The organism is Flavobacterium rarum (SeqCode) (assembly GCF_965234445.1).
GTDB lineage: Bacteria > Bacteroidota > Bacteroidia > Flavobacteriales > Flavobacteriaceae > Flavobacterium > Flavobacterium rarum.
The window spans coordinates 298944-321821 of record NZ_OZ248501.1 but is presented as its reverse complement, the minus strand read 5'-3'; the positions used below and the strand labels follow the sequence as shown (position 1 = coordinate 321821).

The following is a 22878-nucleotide window of genomic DNA, read 5'->3' as shown; positions in this document are numbered from 1 at the left end:
ATTAAATTTCCTAATTCATCCTTCTCAATAAATATAAAAATCAAAAACAACAATGTTTCACCTACTCGACATCATCGGAACTATGGCTTTTGCAATGTCAGGCGCATTAACAGCTATGAACAAAAAATTAGACCCATTTGGCGTTTATATTATTGCCTTTGTAACTGCAGTAGGCGGAGGAACCTTGCGCGATGTCATGATAGGGCGTATGCCAGTAGGGTGGATGCAAGACTTAACCTATGTTTATGTAATTACAGTTGGCTTTCTTTTGACTATACTATTCCGAAAACGATTGGACAAATTGCGTAAATCACTAGCACTCTTCGACACTATTGGTTTGGGTGTTTTTACACTTATCGGAATCCAAAAAGGAATAGAGTACCAACTTCATCCCATAATTTGTGTGGCTTTGGGAACTTTAACTGCCTGTTTTGGAGGCGTAATTCGTGATATTTTATGTACCGAAATCCCTGTAATTTTCCGCAAAGAAATCTATGCAACCATCTGTATTTTGGGCGGAATTGTGTTTTTTACCCTCTTAAAATTGAATGTAGAGAAAGATGTTATTTATCTCATTACCTCTTTGGTAATTATTATAGTACGTTTATTGGCCAAAAAATACAAATGGCAACTATCACCCATCAATCATAAACGATAAACAGCTTTTAGATTAAGAATTTTTTGGGCGAGACCCCATTAAGGCAAGTGGCCCAATATTCATACCGCTTATTCGGCCACTTCCCTTAATACGGTCGGGCTCTTGCCATTACTTCGGTAATTTGGCCGATCCCTCTCGCGGGAAAACGGGAGATAAAGTCCTGAAAGGGAGGTGAGGTCTTTACCCAAAAAAAGTTAAACACAGATTAGCGCAAATAAATCTGTGAAATCTGTGTCAAATTTTCTTCAATTTAGATCTGTGTTTGGATTTTTTTTACAGTTTGTAATTAGAGTATTCCTCTAATTGCGTACTTTTCCAGTCTTTAATCCTCAAATGTGAAAAATTACACAATAAAACGATATCAAGAAAATGATTATGCCAATTGGAATGCTTTTATAAGCCAAGCCAAAAACGCTACATTCCTTTTTCATCGTGATTTTATGGATAACGGAATTCAAACGATGATTCATTATCCAATTCCGCCACATAAACAAAAGGCTTTTTCGAACTGGAATATGTTCACTTTTCCAATTACTGAGAAGATTCATAATGAAGTTTTGAGTTTGCCAATCAGTCCTGTAATGACTTATGATGCGGTAGATTGTATTGTTGAGATTTTAAATACATATTAAATTGATTTTTATAAAAAAAATAATGCAAGCGCAACTATTCAAAATCTTTTCTTTGAATAGTGTTGGTGTATTCATAAAAATTGGATTTGGACTAATTATTTCAAAAGTTTTAGCAGTTTTTGTCGGTCCAGCAGGATTGGCACTTGTTGGCAATTTTAAAAACTTTTTTTCAGGTATAGAAACAGTCTCTACACTTGGGTTTCAGGTAGGAGTAACAAAGTATGTTGTAGAAGCAAAAAATGACAATATTAAACTCCAAAAGCTTATTTCTACCCTACTAATAAGTATTTTATTTGTTGTTTTACTATTGAGTTTGTTTATGTTTTTTGGAGCATCGTATCTTAATGATGCTGTTTTTGGGAGCAATTTTAACTATGCTATTTTGTTCCAAATTTTTGCATTTACCTTACCATGGTTTGCTTTTTCTGTAATTTTTACAGCAATAATTACGGGTTTAAATAAACCTAAAAAAAGCATTTATCTCAACATTATAAGTTCTTGCATTGGTTTTGTAGTTAGTTTGATACTTGTTACACAATTTAAAACCTTTGGTTCATTATTGGCAATACTCGTCACAAGTGCTTTGTTGTTTTTTGCCTCTTTATATTTTTTAAACCAAGAAATTCATCTTTTTTCAAAAATAAAATTCATCTTTTTTGATTTTTTGATTTTAAAAAAACTGTTTTCTTTTTCAATCATGGCATTGGTGTCTTCCATTATTACTCCAATTGTGCTTTTGATTATTCGAAAAAACTGTATTGAATTAGTTGGTTTACGACAAGCAGGTTATTGGGTTACCATAGATTTGATTTCTAATTATTATATGTTGTTTGTAACCTCATTTTTTTTGATATACCATTTACCGAAATTAGCTGACTGTGATACTGACGTGGCTTTAAAAAAAATATTTAATGAATTTTACAAAACAGTTCTTCCAGGATTTATGGCAATGGTTTTGATAATTTATTTTGCAAGACACCAAATTATATCCTTGTTGTTTACAAAATCTTTTGAGCCAGTTGAAACATTATTTTTTTATCAAATGGTAGGTGATGTTTTAAAAATAGCTTCTTTAATTTTGAGTTATACTTTGTGGTTAAAAAAGCGGTTAGTTTCGTTTGTTTTATTCGAATTAATATATTTACTTCTTTTTTATTTATTGAGTCAATATTTTATCAATGATTTTGGAGTTGAAGGAATTTTAATTGGGTATTGCTATTCTACTGGTTTGTATTTGTTGGGGTTAATGATTTTTTTTAAGAAAATTCTATTTTAATATTATGGTGAAAAACTTTATTGAGCTTAAAAAAATCACGCCAAATTATCTCATTCTTCTCATTTGCTTTTCACAATTTGTACTGTTTTGTTGCAACAGTGCTACTTTTAATATCAGAGAATTGGTTACGGCTTTAAGCTGGCTTCCTTTGCTGATGTCTGTGTTTTATATTTTAAAAAAAAACAGTTTCTACTATTTTATTTTAATACTATATACATTTGAAACTTTTTGTAATGTTGTCCATTCGATTTTTCTTGATGATCAGATAACCGCATCAAGTATTTTTACTTTGCTAAACTCGAATGCAAGTGAAGTTTTTGAATTTATAGAATCAAAATTTAATTATCAATTTTTGTTTTTGATTCCTTATTTTCTTCTTGTTTTTTTAGCCTTTAAAATAAAACCAAGTTATTATTTAAACTCCAAATTTTTGTTTTTTTCAGTTTTTTTGAGTTTGTTAGTATCATTTTCTTTTCACTATAGAAACTATTGTAATAATTGGCTTTTACCAAAAAGTATCCCTTCAACCTATAGGGCTATGGTATATTTTAATCGTGAAATAAAAGATTTTAATGAATTCAAAAAGCGTAAAGTTATAAAAGTCAATTGCAAAATTATTCCCCAAAATTCGCCCAACAATGTTTCTGTTTTGGTTATTGGAGAATCAGCGAGTCGCAATCATATGTCTTTGTATGGGTACTCGAAAATTACAAATCCTTTATTACAAATTCGTGATGATATCATTGTTTATAAAAATGTGGTCAGTCCATATTCGTCAACCATACCTTCTGTATTAAGCATGCTTACAGAATCTAATCTTGAGAATAAGAAACCGATTGATAAGAGTTGTAGTGTTTTTGATGTTTTTTTATCCGCTAATTACAAAACATTTTGGCTCTCTAATCAATCTCCAATTGGTTTATATGAAAATGCTATTTACAATTTGGCACAAAGCTCAGATTACAAACTATTTGTGAATCAATCTAGTAATAACTCCATAGAAGCTTTTTATACAGTATCTTATGACGACAAAATATTGAAACCATTTAAAGCTGCGCTTAATGATGCTTCAAAAAATAAGTTTATCATTGTTCATTTAATGGGTTCTCACGCTACATATTCTAAAAGATATCCGAAGCAGTTTTCAAAATTTTATAAAGCTAAGAACAATAAGGAACAAGTTGTAAACGAGTATGATAATTCAATTCTTTATAACGATTATATATTAAATTCCATATTTGATATTTTAAAGACCAACGCGGCTAAGAATTTGCAAACTACTTATTCTTGCATTTATTTATCGGACCATGCTGAAAATGTTTATGATCAAAACAATACCTTCGGACATTTTCTCAAAGTAAATTTGCCAAAGTCGGTAGAAATCCCTTTTATTGTCTGGCTATCAAATTCATACAAGTCTTTTTATAAAGAAAAATCCGTTTTAATTCAAAAAAATAGTATTTTGCCTTATGTAAGTGATGATATATTTCATACCCTTTTAGATCTAAATTTTATAACATGTCCCCAATATCAGGGCAGTAGAAGTATTTTTAATGAAAGTTTTAACAGCCATCGTAAACGAATCTTAGAGAACAATTATGATTATGATTCAAACAAACAATTGCCTCATTAACTTTGAACACAACCCAAAATGACGAGTTTATTAAAAAGAGAAGATTTTGAAATTTTGGTTGCAACCAAAAACAAATCTTCGTTGGCTTTTTTAGAGGCGATGTTTCCTTTTGAACATTTTTCTAACTTCAATATTTTGATAATCAATCAATCAGATGACAAAGTTTTGACATCTAATTTTGATACAATTAGAGTGATAAACACCAATGAAAAAGGATTGTCTAAAAGCAGAAATTTAGCAATTAATAATGCTACTAAAAAGATTTGTTTGATTACTGATGACGATGTTGTTTATTCTCCAAACTTTGATAAAGAAATTATTACGGCCTTTAATCAAAAAACAAATGCCTCAATAATTACATTCAATCACCAACGGGAAGGATTAAATAAACCTCAAAATAATTCTCTAACGGAGTATAATCATTCCATGAAAAGTATCTGGAACGTATGTTCAATTGAGATATCTTTTCGATTAAAGGATATTAAAGATAACAATATTTGTTTTGATGAAAATTTTGGTTTGGGTTCTTATTTTGAAACCGCAGAAGAATATCTGTTTTTACGAGATGCAATTAAGTTAAGGCTAAAAGTACTATTTTATCCATTTATTATTGTTACTCATCCATTGTTATGTTCGGGTCAATATCAAGGAGATGATAAAATTTTATTTGCACGAGCAGCTTTATTTTATAAAATAAAAGCTAATTTAGTATATGTTTGGTTGCTTAAATATGTGTTTTTTCTTGTCAGAGAAAATTACATTGATTGGAATGTAGTTGTTGAAAAATATAAAGTGGGTTTGTCAGGAATTCAAAAATATAAAGAATTAGAAAAATTATAACTAATGACAATATTCAATTGATTGAAGTTTCAAAAACATCTGAAGTTAGAGGAAAACTTTCGGTGATAGGGAATACAAAATTCAATTCAAAATAAAGAGTCTATTTTTTATTACATTGCCCAAGGCAAATACTCGTGATGAACAAGCTCATGAAAACTAGCACTAATTGTTAGTCGCTTTAACTGATGTTTTGAAGTGATATTAAAGATTGGATTTCTAAAAAATAATCGCCTCAATAAACCCAATTTTTGTCTGTTAATTCAACTAACATTTCGAGAGAATTGAAAATTTTCCCTCAGGTTCTGTTTGTTTGGTTCTAGATTCCGTTAAGTTTGATGGAAAAGATTATGTTAGAGATTTTTGCAAATTGGAACTATTTAAAAACAGAATTTCCTAATCCTAAATTAGTACTGAAGCTTTTTAATTTTATTAATTTAAATAAAATGAAAGAAGGAAGATTTAGCAATATAATTTTTTTTAGCCCAACATTTTTATAATGAATTTCTGCATAATAATTTTTAAATCGATTGTGATCACCTATCAGTTTGCATTTTATAGCCATTGAAAATCTGTTGAGATCTAAAAATTTCTTTAATGGTTTATTCTTTTTTTCTTCAATGCTATATTTCAGGAACGTGCTTTCTTCCATAATATATTTCAAATTTCTTGAAACACTATTGCTATCGTAACAATAACGAGCTAGGATTTTCCAAGAAAATAAAATTTTGTAATTAAGCCCAACTCGAATCCACAAATCGGTATCTTCAGAAATTTTAATTTTAATGTCAAAATTGCCAACTTCTTCAAAAACACTTTTGTAAAAAACAGCACAAGAAGTCCAAATAACCGATTCTTTGCTACTAGCTTCAAAGTAATTAACAATCTCACAATCGCCAGTTTTTAATATCGAATAGTTAGATGGAATCACTTTTTTTGAAGTTTCAACTTCGATTGCTGCCGAAAAAACCTTAAATTCAGGATGCTTATTAATGTTTTTGTGCATTTCTTTTAAAAAATTAGGGTACCAAAAATCATCTGCATCTATAAAAGTGATATAGTTGGATTTCGCTTTTTCTATACCATAATTTCTTGCCGAGGAAACTCCGCCGTTTTCCTTGCTATAATAATGAATTCTAGAATCATTAAATCCAAATATTTTTTCTTCGCTTTTATCTGTAGAGCCATCATTTACTATAATCAATTCGAAGTCAGCAAAGTTTTGATTGAGAATACTTTTTAACGTATTTTCAATGAAATTTTCTTTGTTATAGAGTGGGATTATTACTGAGAAAAATGCCATTTCTATCAATTTAAGGGTTTGGTAATTAAAATAATTATTTCTTTTTTATCAAAATCATATTTATTTTCCGTAGAAGAATCCTCTATTATTTTAACCAAAAAACCACAGTTTCCCAGTCTTTTTCCTAATCCAGAAACCGAATAAATTCGAACATGGTCTTCCTGTCCAAAATGTTTTAATCGTTCTTCATCGGATACAATGGAGTAATCTTCGTAAATGTTGCCATCCTTAAACGGTGTTTGAATCAATGCTTTACCTCCAGGTTTCATAACCCTGAACAATTCTTTTATCGCTTGAACGTCGTCATTAACATGTTCCAAAATATGATAGCAAATAACCAAGTCTAAACTATTATCTGTGATTTCTAAATTGGTAATGTCAAAATGATGGTCAGCTATAAAATCCCCAGACAAGTCAGTGCTTTTATAGTTGATGGTTTTCATCTTTTTCAATTTTCTATATAAGCATCTTGAAGGGGAAAAATCTAAAATACTCATATTAGGAACTAACAATTCGGTTTCTAAAAGTGACCATAATCTCCGATTTCTTTTTAGGCTTCCACAATTGGGACACAGAGAATCTTCATTTGATAACGTAATAAATTTTCTTAATTTTTTTAGACAAATATTACATTCGTATTTATTTCCTGCATAAAAAATAGAGTACCAACTTCGTAAAGTTTCCTCTTGTTCAAAAATAAATTTTCTTGAGACAACTTTGGTTATAATTTTTTTGAAAGTTTGATACATAGTAACTATTCAGCTTGAAGGAAATTAGTATAGGATTTTAAATAAAAGTAGACACAAATTGCACAAATTTACACGAAAAAAAATCTGTTTTAATTTCACAAATTAGTGATGTTGATAAAATTAGTGAAATATTATTTTCTAATTGAATCCAATTTGTGCTAATTCGTGAAATTTGTGTCAAGATTTTGTTAGGCTGAATAGTTACGATACATATTTAATTTGAGTTTAATTTACACAAATAGCTCAAACGATATAAATCAAAAATAAATAAGGAAGGATTTTTGCTTGATAGATTTTTAAGAAAAATGAATCGTGATATATTATAAAAAAAGGCAAAAGAAAAGTTGAGTTTCAATTTATCAATTCTGGTTGCAATTTTGGAAATTCGAACATAATCTGTGGGCAATAATTTATGGTCAATAAGGTATTTTAAACCCAAAATCGATTCGTTTTCTTTTTTTATAGCAATTTCAAAATCATCTAATCCTAAATGAAAAACCGGGTTTGCAATATGTATAATTTTAATTTTTTGCTGCATTAAATTATACGAAAACAGGGTGTCTTCATGTCTTAAATTGGGAATGGTTTCATTGAAAGAAACTTTATCAAAAATGTTTTTATGAATTAAAAAATTTAATGTCAAGAAAGATAAATAGGGGTTTTTCTTGCGTTTTTCAACTGTAAGCGCTTCTCTTGAATGACCATATTTCCAACGCAAAATTTGACTTTTTACAGGTTTTTCTTTTTGGTATTCTATTCCGCCATAAACGATTTTTTCTTCCTCGTTAATTTGTTCAATGTAGTTTTTGATTAAATGATTTTTTATTGGAATTGTATCGGCATCAAAAAAAAGTAAACTGTTGAATTTGGCTTTTTTTGCTAATAAATTTCTAATAGCACTTCTGCCAGTATTTTTTTCTAATACTTCGAAACGGCAGTTTTTTAAACTATTTATCTCCTGATTTTCATCAAGAAACAGTTTCGAACCATCATCTTGCACTAAAATTTCAAACACAATTTTACATTCCAAACATTGTTTTTGTAATTCTAAAACAAGTGGATATACATTGTAATTGTAAGTAGGAATGAGAATGGACAGCATTACACCGTTCTCTGAACCACCTCAAAAATGGTTGCGTCCTCACATTTTAATGTTTTGTATGGGTATTTCATCAACAGGGCATAATCATGAGTAGCCATAATAACGGTTTTACCATTAGCATTGATTTTTCTTAAAACTTCAAGAACTTCAATACTGGTTTGTGGGTCAAGATTTCCTGTTGGTTCGTCGGCAAGAATAAATTCTGGATCATTCAACAACGCTCTAGCTATAGCGATTCGTTGTTGTTCTCCTCCAGAAAGTTGGTGAGGCATTTTGGTTGCAAAGTCTTTCATGTTTACTTTAGAAAGGACTTCTTCAATTTTGGAGTCCATCTCTTCTTTATCTGTCCAGCCGGTTGCTTTTAGAACAAAAAGCATGTTGTCTTGTACAGAACGATCTGGGAGTAATTTAAAATCTTGAAAAACAATTCCAATCTTTCTTCTCAAAAACGGAATGTCATCTTCTTCTAAAGTTGCCAAATCAAATTCGACAATTTTACCTTCTCCTTCTGTTAATGGCAAATCGGCATATAATGTTTTTAATAAACTACTTTTTCCAGAACCCGTTTTTCCAATGATGTATATAAATTCGCCATGATTGACTTCTAAATTAACATCGGATAAAATGATTTTTCCTTCTTGGTAGATGTTTACGTTTTTTAAAGACAGTACTGATTGTGACATGATAGAAATTGTTTATTGGGTAAAAGTAAAAAGATAAAATCCAAATACAAAAGTAAAAGGGAAAAAATAAAAGGGGAAAATCAAATTCCAAAAGGCAAAAGGCAAAATTTCAAAAAAAAGGCAAATTCTATTTCTTGCTCCCCTCTCCCGATTCCTAACGGGATTGGACAGGGACTAGAGGTGAGGGTTAAAAAGTAATTCATAATAAAACCCAAGAGCCTTTCGTTATAGAAACAGATTAAATATATTTGAACATTAAATAAAAATAACAATGCGTAAACTTCCTGGACTTTTTTTATTCCTTTTTACTGTTCAAATAACGTCCCTTTATTCTCAACAATCTGCAATTAATACGTATTCATTAAAAGATTTCGATAAAGCACTTTCTTTATACGAAGACAAGCAATATGCATCGGCACAAATTATTTTTAAGCAGGTTCAGAATGCTGCAACAACCGAAGGTTTACAATCGGATTGTGCCTATTACATTGCCAATTGCGCGATTCGAACCGATCAGGATAATGCAGAGGAATTGATCAATCGTTTTGTGGAAGAACATCCGGCAAGTCGCAAGCAAAATCAGGCTTTTATGGATGTTGCTTATTATTATTTTGACCACAGAGATTACAAAGAGAGCTTGAAATGGTTTGAAAAAGTGGACGAAAGTGTTTTGAAAGAAGGAGAAAGTAACAAGTTTATTTTTCAAAAAGGATATGCTTATTTTGATTCCAAAAAACTGAAAGAAGCAAAAAAATATTTTAGTCGAGTTGTCAATTCCGATGAATATGCTACGCAAAGCAAGTACTATATGGGTTTTATGGCTTATGAATCGGATGATTATGCAGAAGCCAATAAGCAATTTGACCAGGTTTCCGGCAATGAAAAATATGCCGAAAAATTATCCTATTACAAATCGGATATGAGTTTTAAATCAGGCGATTTTCAAAAAGCCATTGATTTAGGAATTAAAGCAATGCCGAATTCTACTTCAGCCGAAAAATCTGAATTAGATAAAATCATTGGCGAAAGTTACTTTAATTTGAAGCAATATGACAAAGCAATTCCTTATTTAGTAGGTTATAAAGGGAAAAAAGGGAAATGGAGTAACCACGATTTCTATCAATTGGGTTATGCCAATTATGTGCAAAAGGATTATGAAAACGCCATTTCTCAATTCAATAAAATTATTGGCGGGAACGATTTTATAGCCCAGAATGCCTATTATCATTTGGGTGAAAGTTATTTGGAATTGGGAAAAAAGCAACAAGCTTTGAATGCTTTCAAGAATGCTTCTGAAATGAATTTTAACTTAAAACTGCAAGAAGATGCTAGTTTTAATTACGCCAAATTGAGTTATGAAATTGGGAATTCGTACCAAAGTGTTCCTGAAGTTTTAGTTGGTTTTATGACTAAATACCCAACGAATGCTAACCATCCTGAAATCGAAAAATTACTAATAGATTCTTATATTTCATCCAAAAACTACAAAGAAGCATTGGTTTTGTTGGAGAAAAACAAAACTCCAGAAAACCGAATAGCGTATCAAAAAGTAGTTTTTTACAGAGGTTTGGAATTATATACTGAAGGAAATTATTTTGAGTCTGTTACAATGTTTGAAAAAGCAGTAAAAGAACAGAAAGACGCCACTATTACTGCGCGTGCCACCTTTTGGAAAGCAGAATCAGACTTTAATTTAGAAAATTACAAAGACGCTTTAATGAGTTATCAGCTGTTTTTGAATTCGGAAAAAGCCAAAGAAACTACCGAATTTAAAAACATCAATTACAATATTGCTTACGCTAATTTTAAATTAAAGGAATACGATGCGGCCGGGAATTCTTTCCAAAGTCAGGTAGACAATAATAAAGTCGATAAATTTCGTTTGAATGATTCGTATTTGCGTTTGGCAGATTGCCGATTTGTGACAACTAAATACCAATCAGCTTTAGATGCATATAATAAGGTAATAGAATTGAAAAGTGTAGATGGCGATTATGCTTATTTCCAAAAAGCGCTTTGTTATGGATTTCTTTCCAAAAACAGTAAAAAGATAGAAGAACTGAATGCGTTTTTGACATTGTATCCAAAATCAGATTATCAAGACGATGTTTTGTTTGAATTGGGGAACACCTATGTTGCCGAAAACAAACATGATTTGGCTATAAAAGCCTATGATAAATTAGTAAATAGTTCTAAAAACAGTTCGTATACTTCAAGAGCAATTTTACGTCAAGGATTGATTTATTATAATTCAGATCGTGATGATTTGGCTATAACAAAGTTTAAAAAAGTAGCTTCCGAATATCCTAAAACTCCCGAAGGGTATGAAGCGGTTGCTACTGCCAGACTAATTTATGTGGATAACGGAAAAGTAGATGAATATGCAACTTGGGTGCGCACATTGGATTTTGTGGCAGTAACCGATTTGGATTTGGATAATGACACTTTTGAAGCAGCCGAAAAACAATTTGAACAAAATAATACCAAGCAAGCAATTTCGGGATACAGCAGTTATGTTGCTAAGTTTTCAAATGGAGTTCACATTCTGAAAGCCAATTTCCAATTAGCACAATTGTATTACGCAGAAGGTTCAGAAAGCAAATCGGTTCCTAATTATGAGTATGTGATTGCTCAACCTCGTTGCGAATACACGGAGCGGTCTTTGGTTCGATTGGCACAAATATTTTTGAAAGATAAAAACTGTGACAAAGGAATTCCGGTTTTGGTTCGTTTGGAAAATGAAGCTGATTTTGCTCAAAATAAAACATTTGCTCAAGCCAATTTGATGAAATGTTATTATGAAACAAAAGAGTATCCAAATTCGGTAGTGTATGCAGATAAGGTTTTGTCCAACCCAAAAGCGGAGGAAAATGTAAAAAGTGATGCTCAAATTATAGTTGCCCGTTCTGCTATGAAATCGGGTGATGAAGCCAAAGCTAAAGGTGCTTACGCAAAATTACTAACGGTAAGCAAAGGAGAATTGGCGGCAGAAGCGTTGTATTATGACGCTTATTTTAAAAACAAAGACGGAAAATTTGAACTTTCGAATACAGCTATTCAAAAATTAGCCAAAAATTATTCGAGTTACCGTTATTTTGGAGCCAAAGGTTTGGTTCTAATGGCCAAGAACTATTACGGTTTGAAAGACAGTTATCAAGCGACTTATGTTCTAGAAAATGTAATCGAAAATTTCACGGATTATTCGGATGTGGTGGAAGAAGCCAAAACCGAATTGAATAGCATAAAAACAGAAGAAGCCAAAACCAATTCATCAATAACGAAATAAAAAAACAGAATGGCATTACCTTTTTATATAGTAGATGTTTTTGCAGAAAAAAAATATGCAGGCAATCAGTTGGCAGTTTTTACGGATGCTGGTGATTTAAGTACAGAAGAGATGCAGAACATTGCGCGCGAAATTAACTTCGCAGAAAGTACTTTTATTATTCAGATTCAACCAGAAAAGAATGTAGCAACAATTCGAATATTTACGCCAGTTAGTGAGATGCAATTTGCAGGTCATCCCATAATTGGGACTTCGTGGGTTTTGATGAATAAAATAGTGGAGACGAATCCTCGGAATTTTAAATTATCGGTACCCATTGGTGAAATTCCAATTCAACAATCGGGAGATTTGGTTTGGTTGCAGGCGGCACAACCTCGTTTTTTAGATATTTTCTCAAAATCAGATATTTTGTCTTTTAGTAATTTAACTAGTGCCGATTTTGAGGATAAATTACCCATTCAGGAAGTGACTACAGGAAGTGCTTTTGTGATTATTCCTTTGAGTAGCATAAAGGCTTTAGAGTGTGTACGTTTTGATTTGTCTGAAATGAATGAGTGGTTGCAATGGCATTGTAAAACAAATCATAGAGCGCTGTATTTGTATTGTTTTGATCAAGGAGAATTGTACAGCAGAATGTTTTGTATAGAAAATAATCAATTGATTGAAGATGCGGCGACAGGAAGTGCGAGTACTTGTCTGCAGGCTTTTCTTTTGAAATACCATTCGTCAGAAATTAAAATGGTTAATCATCAAGGCGATTTCATCAATAGACCTTCGAGAATCTATTTTGACGGGGAATTGTCTGGTGATAATTTTGATATAAAAATTGGTGGCAAAACGCAATTTATTGCAAAAGGAGAATGGGAAGTGTAAAGTAGAGGGCAGAGAATAGAGGTAAGAAATTAGAAAATAGAGAAAAAACAAAGATGATAATCAAAAACATAAAAGCATTCGTAAATAAGCAATTTTCGACTTCGGCTCCCTCCCCTTCGGGGAAGGTTGGGGTGGGGATTTTTCTTTTGCTATTTTCACAATTTTCTTTTGCCCAAGACAAAAAAGATAATATTGGAACCGAGGTGGTAAATGTGGTGAAGCCTTATACTCCAACAATATCTGATGCTTTCAAAGTAAAAGAAGTTCCCGTAATTACGTCGGATGAGAATTCCAAAAAGGAGATTGTCAAATATTCTATTTTGCCTTTCCCCGTAGCTTCTACTTTTTCTCCATCCAAAGGAAATGCGCAAGGCGTTGAAAGAGCAAAACAAGAGCGTTTGTTTAAAAATTATGCAACCCTTGGTATTGGAAATTATGGCGCTTTGAACGCCGAATTGTACTTGAATGAAGATCTGAATAATAATGAATACATAGGAGGAATGTTTCGTCACAATTCGTCTCAAGGAGGAATAAAAGGCATTACACTTGCCGATTCATTTTATGATACCAATGTAAACTTGATTTATGGATCAAATGAACAGGAAATGGCTTGGAATGTAAAACTGGGTTATCAAAACCAAATTTATAATTGGTACGGATTACCTGCCAATTTTGGAAATTCATTAACGCTTCCAGAGAGTATGGCGTTAGTCAATGGCATTAATCCACAACAATCGTACAATACGATTACAGCTGGAGGAAATATTGCTTTTGAAGAAGGGATTGTAAAAGATGTGAATCTTGAGCTTTCCCATTTTTCAGATGCATTTAGTTCGGCAGAGAATCGTTTTTTATTAGCGCCAACTTTTAAATTTGATGTTATGGACGAAGCCATAAAAACGAAAGTGTTTGTGGATTATCTGGACGGCAGTTTCAAGAAAAATTATTTAGAAACCAATACTGCAGACATTAAGTATGGATTTACAAACTTGGGAATAGTGCCCAGTTTTGTAATGAAAAGAGATGATTGGACCATTGATGTTGGAGCAGGCTTGATGTATAGTATGGGGAAAGAAAATAATACCAACAAATTCTATGTCTATCCATCGGTGACTGCTTCCTATAAAGTAGTGGGTGATTTGATGATATTTTATGCGAGTGCAATTGGGAATTTACATCAAAATACTTATAATAGTTTTGTGGATGGAAATCCATTCGTGTCGCCTACATTATATATTAAACCAACAAATGAATTGTATGATGTTCACGCAGGATTAAAAGGAAAGTTGGCCAGCACTGTGAGTTATGATATAAAAGCATCCTATATATATGACGAAAATAAAGCATTGTTCAAGAGTAATGACTACAATGAAAATGATACGAATGCCAATTATGCTTTCGGAAATTCATTTCAAGTGATTTACGATGATGTGAAAATCATGCGTTTTTATGGAGAAATAAAAGCGGATTTAATGAAAGGAGTATCCGTCGAAGCCGATGCAACGATTAGTAGTTATACCAATAAAACACAATCAGAAGCTTGGAATTTACCGATGCTTCAATTGAATTCTAAATTTGATTTTGCTGTTACTGACAAATGGTTTGCTGGGATCAATTTGTTTTACGTGGGGGAACGAAAAGATCAACAGTTGAACACCGATATCGTTTATATTACTGCTCCAGGACCAATCACATTGGACGGTTACTTTGATTTGAATACCAATGTTCGATTCAAATACAGCGAACGATTTACCACTTTTTTAAAAGCCAATAACATTATGAATAATAGCTATCAAAAATGGTTGAATTATCCTGTTCAAGGTTTTCAAATAATGTTAGGAGGAAATTATAAATTTGATTTCTAGACATTCTTAGATTTTTAGACTAATTTAGACTTCTTAGAAATTATAAAATCTAAGAAGTCTTTTTAGCGTAAATTCTAAAACTCAAAGAAAACAATCTAAGTATTTAATAGTCTAAGTCAGTCTAAAAATCTAAGCAGTCTAAAAAAAATGACTTTCAAACAAAAAATATACCAGCAATACCATCAATTAGTTCAAGACAGAATCGACGTTTTCAAAGACATGATTGTGGCTCTGACCGAAGATTCAAAGAACGATGCCAAAGGTTCGGCAGGGGATAAGCACGAGACCGCTTTGTCGATGATGCATATTGAACAAGAAAAACTCAATACAAAACTCAAAGAAGTATTGACCCAAAAAGCAGTCTTGGATAAAATAGACGCTTCTATAGTCGCTGAAACTATTGTTTTGGGAAGTTTAGTAAAAGCCAATGGAATCTATTTGTATCTCAGTCTTGCGCTTCCAAAAATCAATATCGAAGGAATCAATGTTATTGCTTTGTCTCCTCAATCTCCTTTGGGAAATAAATTGATGGGAAACCAAGTTGGGTTTACTTTTGAAATCAATACGACTACATATTTAATAGAAGAAATATTATAATTTATTCCTTAAAACAATTCATTCTATAATTTACCGTTTGTTGAAGCTCTTTTCTTTATATTAGCTACAATAATTAAACTGTTTATTATGAAGAATATTTTTTTTCTGTTTTTTTTTATTTTTTTAGTTTCCTGTAATAAAAAAGATAAAGTTACCGTAGATACTATTATTACAAATGCTTCCATTTATACCGTAAACAAAGATTTTGATAAAGCCTCGTCTATTGCTATTCAATCGGGCAAAATTGTCGCTGTTGGTTCTAATGATGAAATAACAAAAGCCTATGATTCTGAAAATACCATTGATGCAAAAGGAAAATTTATGTATCCTGGTTTGTATGATGCGCATTGTCATTTTTATAGTTATGGATTAAGTTTGCAAGAGGTTGATTTGAGAGGAACTAAAAGTATGACAGAAGTTATCGATCGAATAAAGAAATTTCAGAAAGAAAAAAATCCTGATTTTATTGTTGGTAACGGATGGGATCAAAATGATTGGCAAGTATCTAAATTTCCAACCAAAGAAGATTTGGATGGGGCTTTTCCAAATATTCCTGTGGTTTTAAATCGTATAGACGGTCATGCCATTGTAGTAAATAGTGTGGCTTTGAAATTGGCAGGAATTACAAAAACAACAAAAGCTGTTGGTGGTGAAATTGTTATGGAAAACGGCGAACCTACGGGTGTTTTAATTGATAATCCGATGGAGTTGGTTTTCAAAATAATACCCAAGCCCAATCGTAAAAAACAGATTGCTGCATTATTAGATGCTGAAAAAGTGATGTTTCAATTTGGCTTGACAACAGTGAATGATGCAGGTTTGGATCCAGACATTATTAATTTGATGGATAGTCTGCAAAAAGCAAAAGCGCTAAAAATTAATATTTATGCCATGATTACGGCTAATCAGAAGAATATTGATTGGTATCTAAAAAAAGGAATTTACAAAACAGATAATTTAAATGTGGGTTCTTTTAAAATGTATGGAGATGGTGCATTGGGTTCTCGCGGTGCTTGTTTGCACAAACCGTATTCGGATAGTCCAATGAAATATGGAGCAATGCTTTTTTCTGTGGAAGAATTAAAAAAGACTGCCAAGCAAATTGCCAATTCTCCTTTTCAATTGAACTCGCATGCTATTGGAGATTCTGCTAATACTGTTTTATTGAAAATATATAAAGAAGTGTTGACCGGTAAAAAAGACAGAAGATGGAAAATTGAGCACGCCCAAGTTATACAGGAAGCCGATTTTGACTATTTTAAAACTGGAATTATTCCTTCGGTACAACCAACACATGCTACGTCTGATATGTATTGGGCGGGTGAGCGTTTAGGAAAAGATCGGTTGAAGAATGCGTATGCTTATAAAAAATTACTTCAAAAGGCGGGTATTGTTGCTTTGGGAACCGATTTTCCAATTGAAGAAGTAAATCCAATGCTCACTTTTCATGCCGCTGTGGCGAGAAAGGACAGTAAAAATTATCCAAAGGCTGGATTTCAGATAGAAAATGCTTTGACTAGAGAAGAAACAATTAGAGGAATGACCATTTGGGCAGCTTTTTCCAATTTTGAAGAAAAAGAAAAAGGAAGTCTTGAAGTGGGTAAATGGGCAGATTTTGTAATTTTTGATCAGGATTTGATGAAAGTTGATGAAAAGCAAATGGTAAAATTAAAACCGAGTCTGGTGTTTTTGAAAGGAGTAAAAGTAAAATAAGTTATAAAGGTTCAAAATTGATAAATGTCGCTTCATTCTATAAAATAACAAGATTTTGTCAAATCTATTTTCAAACCATATAAGTCATATAAGTTTTTAATTTGTTGGATAAAACTAAGTAAAACCAATAGTTCATTTAAGTAAAGACATAAAGTTTTATAATGAGCTCTTTTTCACTTATATCCACTTTTAATCGTTAGTTTGACTTCCAAGTCTTTGAAACTAACTTTCTTTAACTTATATGACTTATATGACTTATATGTTTAAAATTAATTGCTGATTATTTTTGAATCTATCCAAAAGCGTAAGCTCAAAAATAATTACACTCAATGGCTTATTTGTTATATTTTTTTGTCATTCCATCGGTTCATTTCACAATAGTACTACAAAATACATTTAATTCTAACATAATGTTAAATAGTAAGGTTCTTTAACTGAAAACTATCGAAATCATTGAAAAAAATGGGATTCCCAAATAAAACTTTTGTAAATTCGCCACCTTAAAAGTTTGATTTTAAAACGAAATAAAATTATGAGCAAAACGATGACAGTCGACATATTGTCGAGTATTAAAGGAGCACAGCCTTCCGAGAGCGTGAACAAATTATTTGATGTAATTAAAAATGCACTTCCTTCAAATAACAATACTGCAAATAATGTCAATCGTAATTGTGTGTCTGTAAATAATTTAAGAGAAGATGTTGTGATAGAGAGTTCGGCTATTGAGAAACAAATAATTTTGGAAAACTTCCCGAACAAGAAAAATGGTTTTTTAGTAGTTGCTAAAGTTATAGAAGGATAAAAAATGGATTCTCAGATAAAAAAAATACACCAACAATTGGTGTCAAAACAAATAACTTGTGTCGCTTTGGTACAAGAAAAATTAGATCAACTTAAGCAAAATACTTACAACTCTGTAAATTCTTTGTTAGATACTTTGGCTTTAGAATTAGCCAGTAAAGTGGATGCTAAAATTGCAAACGGTGAAACAATAGGTTTGTTGGAAGGAATTCCTTTTGGTATTAAAGACGTGTATATGTTGCAAGGAACTTACGCTACTGCAAGTTCTGATTTGTTGAAAAATTATAAATCGCCTTACACGGCTACTGCTATTCAAAAATTATTGGATGCAGGTGCTATTCCATTAGTAAAAGAAAACTGTGATAGTTTTGGTCACGGATCTTCTAGCGAAAACACGATTTTTGGTGCTGTAAAAAACGCAATTGATCCAACATTGGTTGCTGGAGGTTCAAGCGGAGGATCTGCTGTAAACGTAGCAAAAAAATATACTGCATTTTCAATTGGTGGAGATACTGGAGGTTCGATTCGTCAGCCTGCGGGATACAATCATATTTACGGTTTCAAACCCACTTATGGAAGAATTTCCAGATTTGGTCTTATGGCTTATGCATCTTCTACGGATTGTGTTGGTCCATTGGCAAAATCAATTGAAGATATCCGAATTGTGTTGAATATAATGAGCGGAAAAGACCTAAAAGATCAAACTTCAATTGATTCAACAGAAATTAGTGAAGAGGCGATTGTAGCTTCAACTGTGAAAACAATTGGGTATTTCAAAAACTTTATTGAAAGTGATGCTATTGATAGTCAAATAAAAACCGATTTCTTAGCCACTATCGAAAAACTGAAAGCCAAAGGAATTGAAGTAAAAGAATTGGATTTTTTCAAATCGGATATTTTAGTTTCAACGTATTATACGTTAGCAATGGCGGAAACAGCTTCTAATTTATCTCGTCTTGACGGAACAAATTACGGAAACCGTATCGAAGCGGAGAATTTAATAGAAACCTATGCTGTTACTCGTTCTGAAAATTTTTCGGAAGAAACAAAACGCAGAATTGTAGGAGGGAACCAAGTATTGTCACAAGGTTTTTCGGATGAAATTTATTTAAAAGGATTGGCTTTAAGAGATCAGATTTCGGAGAACTTCAGTAAAGATTTTCAAGAGGTTGATATTATTTTATCGCCAGTTACACCAAGTACTCCTCCAAAAATTGGAGACAGTTTAAAAGATCCTTTGGCAATGTATTTGTCTGATGCCTATACGGTTGGTTTTAGTTTAGGGCAATTGCCAACTTTGACGGTACCACAAGGAACAAGCACCGGATTGCAGATTACTGCAGCAAAAAATAATGATGAATTAGTGTTGAAGTTTGCTAACTTCTTAAAAGATACGATATAATGGAATTGGAGCAATTAACTGCGGCTATAAAAGCCCACGATTTAGAATTGGTAATAGGACTTGAGACACACGTTCGATTGAATACCAAAACCAAGTTGTTTTGTTCTTGTCCAAATCAAGAAATAGAAACACCTAACGAAAATATATGTTCTGTTTGTACGGGGCAAATGGGCGTTTTACCTGCCTTAAATAAAGAAGCAATTACAAAGGCGATTTATTTTGGAAAAGCGGTGGGTTCGTCATTTAGTAATGAAGTGATATCTTGGGATAGAAAGCATTACGAATATCCAGATAATCCAAAGAATATTCAAATAACTCAATTTCATAATCCGATAATTCCTGATGGACACGTATCTTGTTACCGAAATGATGGTACTCAGTTTACAGTGAATTTAACTCAGGTTCATATTGAAGAAGATGCTGCAAAATTGATGCACGAAAAGAAAATTTCGTTAGTTGATTTTAACAAAGCGGGAGTTCCATTGATTGAAATTGTAACTGAGCCTTGTCTTAGAAATATTGAAGACGCTTCAATTTATGCGCAATACATTCAGCGTATTGTTCAAAACTTAGGGATTTCTGAAGCAAATTTAGAAAAAGGAGAATTCAAATCGGATGTTTCGGTGTCTTTACGCAAAAAACATAGTTACGAATTAAATCCAAGAACGGAAATCAAAAACTTGAACTCGTTTAAGTTTATGGTGGAAGCTTTGAAAGAGGAAGTGGAGAAACAATTCAATTATTTTATTGAGCACAAAGAATTTCGACCAGACCAAACTACGGTGTTGTGGGATGCTGATTTAAAGCAAACCAAAGTAATGCGTAAAAAAGAATTTGAAGCCGATTACCGTTTTATTTCGGAACCAGATTTGCCTTTTGTAAATATAAAAAATGAAATTGAAGCGATTAAAGTCGATACTAGCGCTTTGCCTTACGCTGTTGAATCTATTTTAATTAACGGTGGAGTTTTACCTCAAGACGCTAAGTTTTTTACGGCAGATAAGTTGCGTTCAGAAACATTTGTAGAAATAAATAATGAAATTAAAGACCCTTCGTTTGTTGCTAAAACTTTGGCAAACAATATAAAAGCCGAAGAGTATGCTGAAATCCATAGTATTGCCCATTTAACGGATATTTTTAAGTTATTTAAAGCCGAAAAAATCACTGCGGTTTTGGTTCAAAATGCGATTACAGGTTATTTAAAAGATCGCACTTTTGACTACAACAAGTACTTTGAAGAGAATACCATTTCAGAAGAGAAAGTACAAGAAGTTATTGCTAAAGTGATTTTGGAAAATGAGGCTGTTGCCAATGATATTAAAGCTGGAGACCAAGGAAAAGCAGGTATTTTGGTTGGTAAGGTTTTAGGTATTATTGGAAAAGGAGCGAATGGAAAAGTAATTCGTCAGATTATTTTAGATAAACTTGGAGCTGCCGCTGTATTAGAAAAAGAGCAAGCTTCTGAAAAAGTTTCGAAAGAAATTATTGCAGAAAATAAAGAAAGTCAAGAAGAATCGCTTCCTGAAATTCCTATTATTATAAAAGACATTTATAGAACGCATAAAATTTCACAATTATCCGAAGAAAACATCCAGCAAGAAGTGATTTTGTCTGGTTGGGTTGCAAGTGTTCGTGACCACGGTGAATTGATGTTTATTGATTTACGTGATTCTAGTTTTGAGATTTTTCAAGTGCGAATCAGCAGAGAATCATTTCCTAATATCGATGAGTTAGTGAAATTAAAACCCGAATCAGTAATTTCAGTAACAGGTAAAGTTGTTGGTCGTAATGAAGATGACTATAATTCAGGTTTACGTACAGGAAAAATTGAATTGGAAACTTCAGTATTAGAAATTTTAAACTTATCCAAAACCTTGCCTTTTGAAATCAAAAGAGCAGCAAAAACAAACGAAGCAATTCGTTTTCAATATAAGTTCTTAGATCACAGAAATGAAGAAGTGCGACGAGCAATCGTAAACCGTCATAAAGTGATTAAATTATTACGTGACATTTTAGACGAAGAAGAATTTTTAGAAATTGAAACGCCAATTTTAAGTGCCGGAACCGATGAAGGTGCACGTGAATTTATTGTTCCTACACGTAAACAAGCAGGTTTCTTTTATACGCTACCACAAGCACCGCAACAGTTCAAACAAATGTTGATGGTGAGTGGGTATGAAAAGTATTTCCAAATAGCGCGTTGTTTTAGAGATGAAGATTCTCGTGGAGATCGTCAGCCCGAATTTACGCAATTGGATATGGAAATGGCCTATGCGAGTATGCAACAGATTATAGATTTAAACACAAAAATGTTTAATGAAGTAGTGAAGAAAATATATGGCAACAAGTGGATTTTGCGTCCTTTTGAAGTGATTACATACAAAGACGCGATGGATTTTTATGGTTGCGACAGACCTGATTTGCGTTACGGATTGAAAATGCAGGATATCACCGATATTGTAAAAGATACGACTTTCCAAGTATTCAGTAAACCTATTGAAGACGGCGGAATTGTAAAATGTATCAAGGTTTCGGCCAAGGAGCAAGGTAACAAACGTATGTCTAAAGGGCAGATCGAAAACCTTACGGCTATTGCGCAACAGCACGGTCTAGGTGGGTTGGCTTATGTTATTGTGAATGAGGATGAATTGCAGTCGCCAATTATTAAGTTTTTAGGTGAAGATATTGCGGCAGGAATTATAAAAGCCACTGACGCACAAGTTGGGGATATTGTTTTCTTTTCAGCTGCAGATTACGCCACAGCCAACAAAGCTTTGGATGCTGTGCGTCAAGAAATGGGTAAAATATTACACTTAATTAATCCAAAAGAATTATGCCCGGCTTGGGTAGTTGATTTTCCAATGTTTGAAAGAACAGATGAGGGTAGATGGACATTTACACACAATCCGTTCTCGATGCCTGCGATTTATGATTTGCAAAAGCATATGACTGGTAATGATGAAGAAATTGGTACTATTATCGCACAACAGTACGATATAATCTTAAACGGTTACGAAATAGGTGGAGGATCAGTTCGTGCGCATAAATCAGAAATTCTCGAAGCGACTTATAGAAATATGGGTTACAACAAAGAAGAAATGATGAAAAGTGTGGGAACGATGTATAAGGCGTTTCAATACGGCGCACCGCCACACGGAGGAATTGCTTGGGGAATTGATCGTTTAATGATGATTTTAGAGAAAAAAGCATCCATTAGAGAAGTTATGGCTTTCCCTAAAACAGGAACTAGTGAAGATTTATTATTTGGCGCTCCATCTCTTTTATCGGATAAAAAGGTAGAAGAAATGAATGTTCGAATTATGAGATAGAATATCAATATCAATATCAATATTAATGATGAATTGAAAAAACGAAATTGTAGTACTTATCAAGTTTCCAAAATGGCATTTTAAATGTTGTTTTGGAAATTTGTGTTTTATAATGTTAGATTACACGATGGCTAACGGA

General features: G+C 32.4%; 18 protein-coding genes. 14 read left to right on the top strand and 4 right to left on the bottom strand.

Annotated features, from left to right (window positions below; all coding sequences use genetic code 11):
- Nucleotides 1-52 precede the first annotated feature (52 nt).
- From AC8GF4_RS12015 to AC8GF4_RS11990, 6 genes are all read left to right on the top strand, one after another.
- On the top strand, nucleotides 53-658 hold the full coding sequence (locus tag AC8GF4_RS12015; RefSeq protein WP_506594937.1) for a trimeric intracellular cation channel family protein: 606 nt from the start codon (nucleotides 53-55) through the stop codon (nucleotides 656-658).
- Nucleotides 659-993: 335 nt separating this feature from the next.
- Nucleotides 994-1290: a DegT/DnrJ/EryC1/StrS family aminotransferase gene (locus tag AC8GF4_RS12010; protein WP_506594935.1), complete on the top strand. Its 297-nt coding sequence runs from the start codon at nucleotides 994-996 to the stop codon at nucleotides 1288-1290.
- A 22-nt stretch (nucleotides 1291-1312) separates the two neighbouring features.
- The gene (locus AC8GF4_RS12005; protein WP_506594933.1) at nucleotides 1313-2566 is read left to right on the top strand and encodes an O-antigen translocase; all 1254 of its coding nucleotides are present in this window, start codon (nucleotides 1313-1315) and stop codon (nucleotides 2564-2566) included.
- Nucleotides 2567-3104: 538 nt separating this feature from the next.
- A complete protein-coding gene (locus tag AC8GF4_RS12000; protein WP_506594931.1) occupies nucleotides 3105-4199 on the top strand; it encodes a phosphoethanolamine transferase in 1095 nt (364 codons plus the stop codon).
- Nucleotides 4200-4280: 81 nt separating this feature from the next.
- Nucleotides 4281-5039 carry a glycosyltransferase family A protein gene (locus AC8GF4_RS11995; RefSeq protein ID WP_506594929.1) on the top strand — a complete coding sequence of 253 codons (759 nt, stop codon included), beginning with the start codon at nucleotides 4281-4283 and terminating at the stop codon, nucleotides 5037-5039.
- Between the two features lie 280 nt (nucleotides 5040-5319).
- Nucleotides 5320-5436, top strand: coding sequence for a WxcM-like domain-containing protein (locus AC8GF4_RS11990; protein ID WP_506595074.1), 117 nt, complete (start codon nucleotides 5320-5322; stop codon nucleotides 5434-5436).
- Here AC8GF4_RS11990 and AC8GF4_RS11985 read toward each other — a convergent pair.
- The 4 genes from AC8GF4_RS11985 to AC8GF4_RS11970 form a co-directional block, all read right to left on the bottom strand.
- Nucleotides 5413-6339 (bottom strand): glycosyltransferase family 2 protein, encoded by a 927-nt coding sequence (locus tag AC8GF4_RS11985; protein ID WP_506594927.1) that lies wholly within the window; start codon nucleotides 6337-6339, stop codon nucleotides 5413-5415. The genes AC8GF4_RS11990 and AC8GF4_RS11985 overlap by 24 nt on opposite strands.
- Before the next feature lie 5 nt (nucleotides 6340-6344).
- Entirely contained in the window at nucleotides 6345-6836 is a 492-nt protein-coding gene (locus tag AC8GF4_RS11980) for a class I SAM-dependent methyltransferase (RefSeq protein WP_506594925.1), read from the bottom strand.
- Nucleotides 6837-7302: 466 nt separating this feature from the next.
- Complete coding sequence (locus AC8GF4_RS11975) at nucleotides 7303-8190, bottom strand: glycosyltransferase family 2 protein (protein WP_506594923.1); 888 nt, start codon at nucleotides 8188-8190, stop codon at nucleotides 7303-7305.
- Nucleotides 8190-8873, bottom strand: a complete 684-nt coding sequence (locus AC8GF4_RS11970) for a cell division ATP-binding protein FtsE (RefSeq protein WP_506594921.1) — start codon at nucleotides 8871-8873, stop codon at nucleotides 8190-8192. Before AC8GF4_RS11970 ends, AC8GF4_RS11975 begins: the two co-directional genes overlap by 1 nt.
- Before the next feature lie 271 nt (nucleotides 8874-9144).
- Here AC8GF4_RS11970 and AC8GF4_RS11965 point away from each other — a divergent pair, with 271 nt between their 5' ends.
- The 8 genes from AC8GF4_RS11965 (at nucleotide 9145) to gatB/aspS (ending at nucleotide 22739) form a co-directional block, all read left to right on the top strand.
- Nucleotides 9145-12159, top strand: coding sequence for a tetratricopeptide repeat protein (locus tag AC8GF4_RS11965; protein ID WP_506594919.1), 3015 nt, complete (start codon nucleotides 9145-9147; stop codon nucleotides 12157-12159).
- Nucleotides 12160-12168: 9 nt separating this feature from the next.
- Nucleotides 12169-13032 (top strand): PhzF family phenazine biosynthesis protein, encoded by an 864-nt coding sequence (locus AC8GF4_RS11960; protein WP_506594917.1) that lies wholly within the window; start codon nucleotides 12169-12171, stop codon nucleotides 13030-13032.
- Between the two features lie 53 nt (nucleotides 13033-13085).
- The gene (locus AC8GF4_RS11955) at nucleotides 13086-14897 is read left to right on the top strand and encodes a TonB-dependent receptor (protein ID WP_506594916.1); all 1812 of its coding nucleotides are present in this window, start codon (nucleotides 13086-13088) and stop codon (nucleotides 14895-14897) included.
- A gap of 147 nt (nucleotides 14898-15044) precedes the next feature.
- Nucleotides 15045-15494, top strand: coding sequence for a hypothetical protein (locus AC8GF4_RS11950; protein ID WP_506594914.1), 450 nt, complete (start codon nucleotides 15045-15047; stop codon nucleotides 15492-15494).
- A gap of 87 nt (nucleotides 15495-15581) precedes the next feature.
- A complete protein-coding gene (locus AC8GF4_RS11945; protein ID WP_506594912.1) occupies nucleotides 15582-17207 on the top strand; it encodes an amidohydrolase in 1626 nt (541 codons plus the stop codon).
- Between the two features lie 544 nt (nucleotides 17208-17751).
- The gene (locus AC8GF4_RS11940) at nucleotides 17752-18009 is read left to right on the top strand and encodes an Asp-tRNA(Asn)/Glu-tRNA(Gln) amidotransferase subunit GatC (RefSeq protein ID WP_506594910.1); all 258 of its coding nucleotides are present in this window, start codon (nucleotides 17752-17754) and stop codon (nucleotides 18007-18009) included.
- Between the two features lie 3 nt (nucleotides 18010-18012).
- Nucleotides 18013-19410, top strand: coding sequence for an amidase (locus tag AC8GF4_RS11935; protein ID WP_506594909.1), 1398 nt, complete (start codon nucleotides 18013-18015; stop codon nucleotides 19408-19410).
- The gene (gene gatB/aspS / locus AC8GF4_RS11930; protein ID WP_506594907.1) at nucleotides 19410-22739 is read left to right on the top strand and encodes a bifunctional amidotransferase subunit GatB/aspartate--tRNA ligase AspS; all 3330 of its coding nucleotides are present in this window, start codon (nucleotides 19410-19412) and stop codon (nucleotides 22737-22739) included. The genes AC8GF4_RS11935 and gatB/aspS overlap by 1 nt, the downstream gene beginning before the upstream one ends.
- The last annotated feature ends 139 nt before the right edge of the window (nucleotides 22740-22878 follow it).

What these genes read in the sequence shown, in the direction of transcription:
- AC8GF4_RS12015 (WP_506594937.1), top strand. Translation starts at nt 53, where the DNA reads ATGTTTCACCTACTCGACATCATCGGAACTATGGCTTTTGCAATGTCA.
- AC8GF4_RS12005 (WP_506594933.1), top strand. Translation starts at nt 1,313, where the DNA reads ATGCAAGCGCAACTATTCAAAATCTTTTCTTTGAATAGTGTTGGTGTA.
- AC8GF4_RS12000 (WP_506594931.1), top strand. Translation starts at nt 3,105, where the DNA reads ATGGTATATTTTAATCGTGAAATAAAAGATTTTAATGAATTCAAAAAG.
- AC8GF4_RS11985 (WP_506594927.1), bottom strand. Translation starts at nt 6,339, where the DNA reads ATGGCATTTTTCTCAGTAATAATCCCACTCTATAACAAAGAAAATTTC.
- AC8GF4_RS11980 (WP_506594925.1), bottom strand. Translation starts at nt 6,836, where the DNA reads ATGAGTATTTTAGATTTTTCCCCTTCAAGATGCTTATATAGAAAATTG.
- AC8GF4_RS11975 (WP_506594923.1), bottom strand. Translation starts at nt 8,190, where the DNA reads ATGCTGTCCATTCTCATTCCTACTTACAATTACAATGTATATCCACTT.
- AC8GF4_RS11970 (WP_506594921.1), bottom strand. Translation starts at nt 8,873, where the DNA reads ATGTCACAATCAGTACTGTCTTTAAAAAACGTAAACATCTACCAAGAA.
- AC8GF4_RS11965 (WP_506594919.1), top strand. Translation starts at nt 9,145, where the DNA reads ATGCGTAAACTTCCTGGACTTTTTTTATTCCTTTTTACTGTTCAAATA.
- AC8GF4_RS11960 (WP_506594917.1), top strand. Translation starts at nt 12,169, where the DNA reads ATGGCATTACCTTTTTATATAGTAGATGTTTTTGCAGAAAAAAAATAT.
- AC8GF4_RS11955 (WP_506594916.1), top strand. Translation starts at nt 13,086, where the DNA reads ATGATAATCAAAAACATAAAAGCATTCGTAAATAAGCAATTTTCGACT.
- AC8GF4_RS11950 (WP_506594914.1), top strand. Translation starts at nt 15,045, where the DNA reads ATGACTTTCAAACAAAAAATATACCAGCAATACCATCAATTAGTTCAA.
- AC8GF4_RS11945 (WP_506594912.1), top strand. Translation starts at nt 15,582, where the DNA reads ATGAAGAATATTTTTTTTCTGTTTTTTTTTATTTTTTTAGTTTCCTGT.
- AC8GF4_RS11940 (WP_506594910.1), top strand. Translation starts at nt 17,752, where the DNA reads ATGACAGTCGACATATTGTCGAGTATTAAAGGAGCACAGCCTTCCGAG.
- AC8GF4_RS11935 (WP_506594909.1), top strand. Translation starts at nt 18,013, where the DNA reads ATGGATTCTCAGATAAAAAAAATACACCAACAATTGGTGTCAAAACAA.
- gatB/aspS (WP_506594907.1), top strand. Translation starts at nt 19,410, where the DNA reads ATGGAATTGGAGCAATTAACTGCGGCTATAAAAGCCCACGATTTAGAA.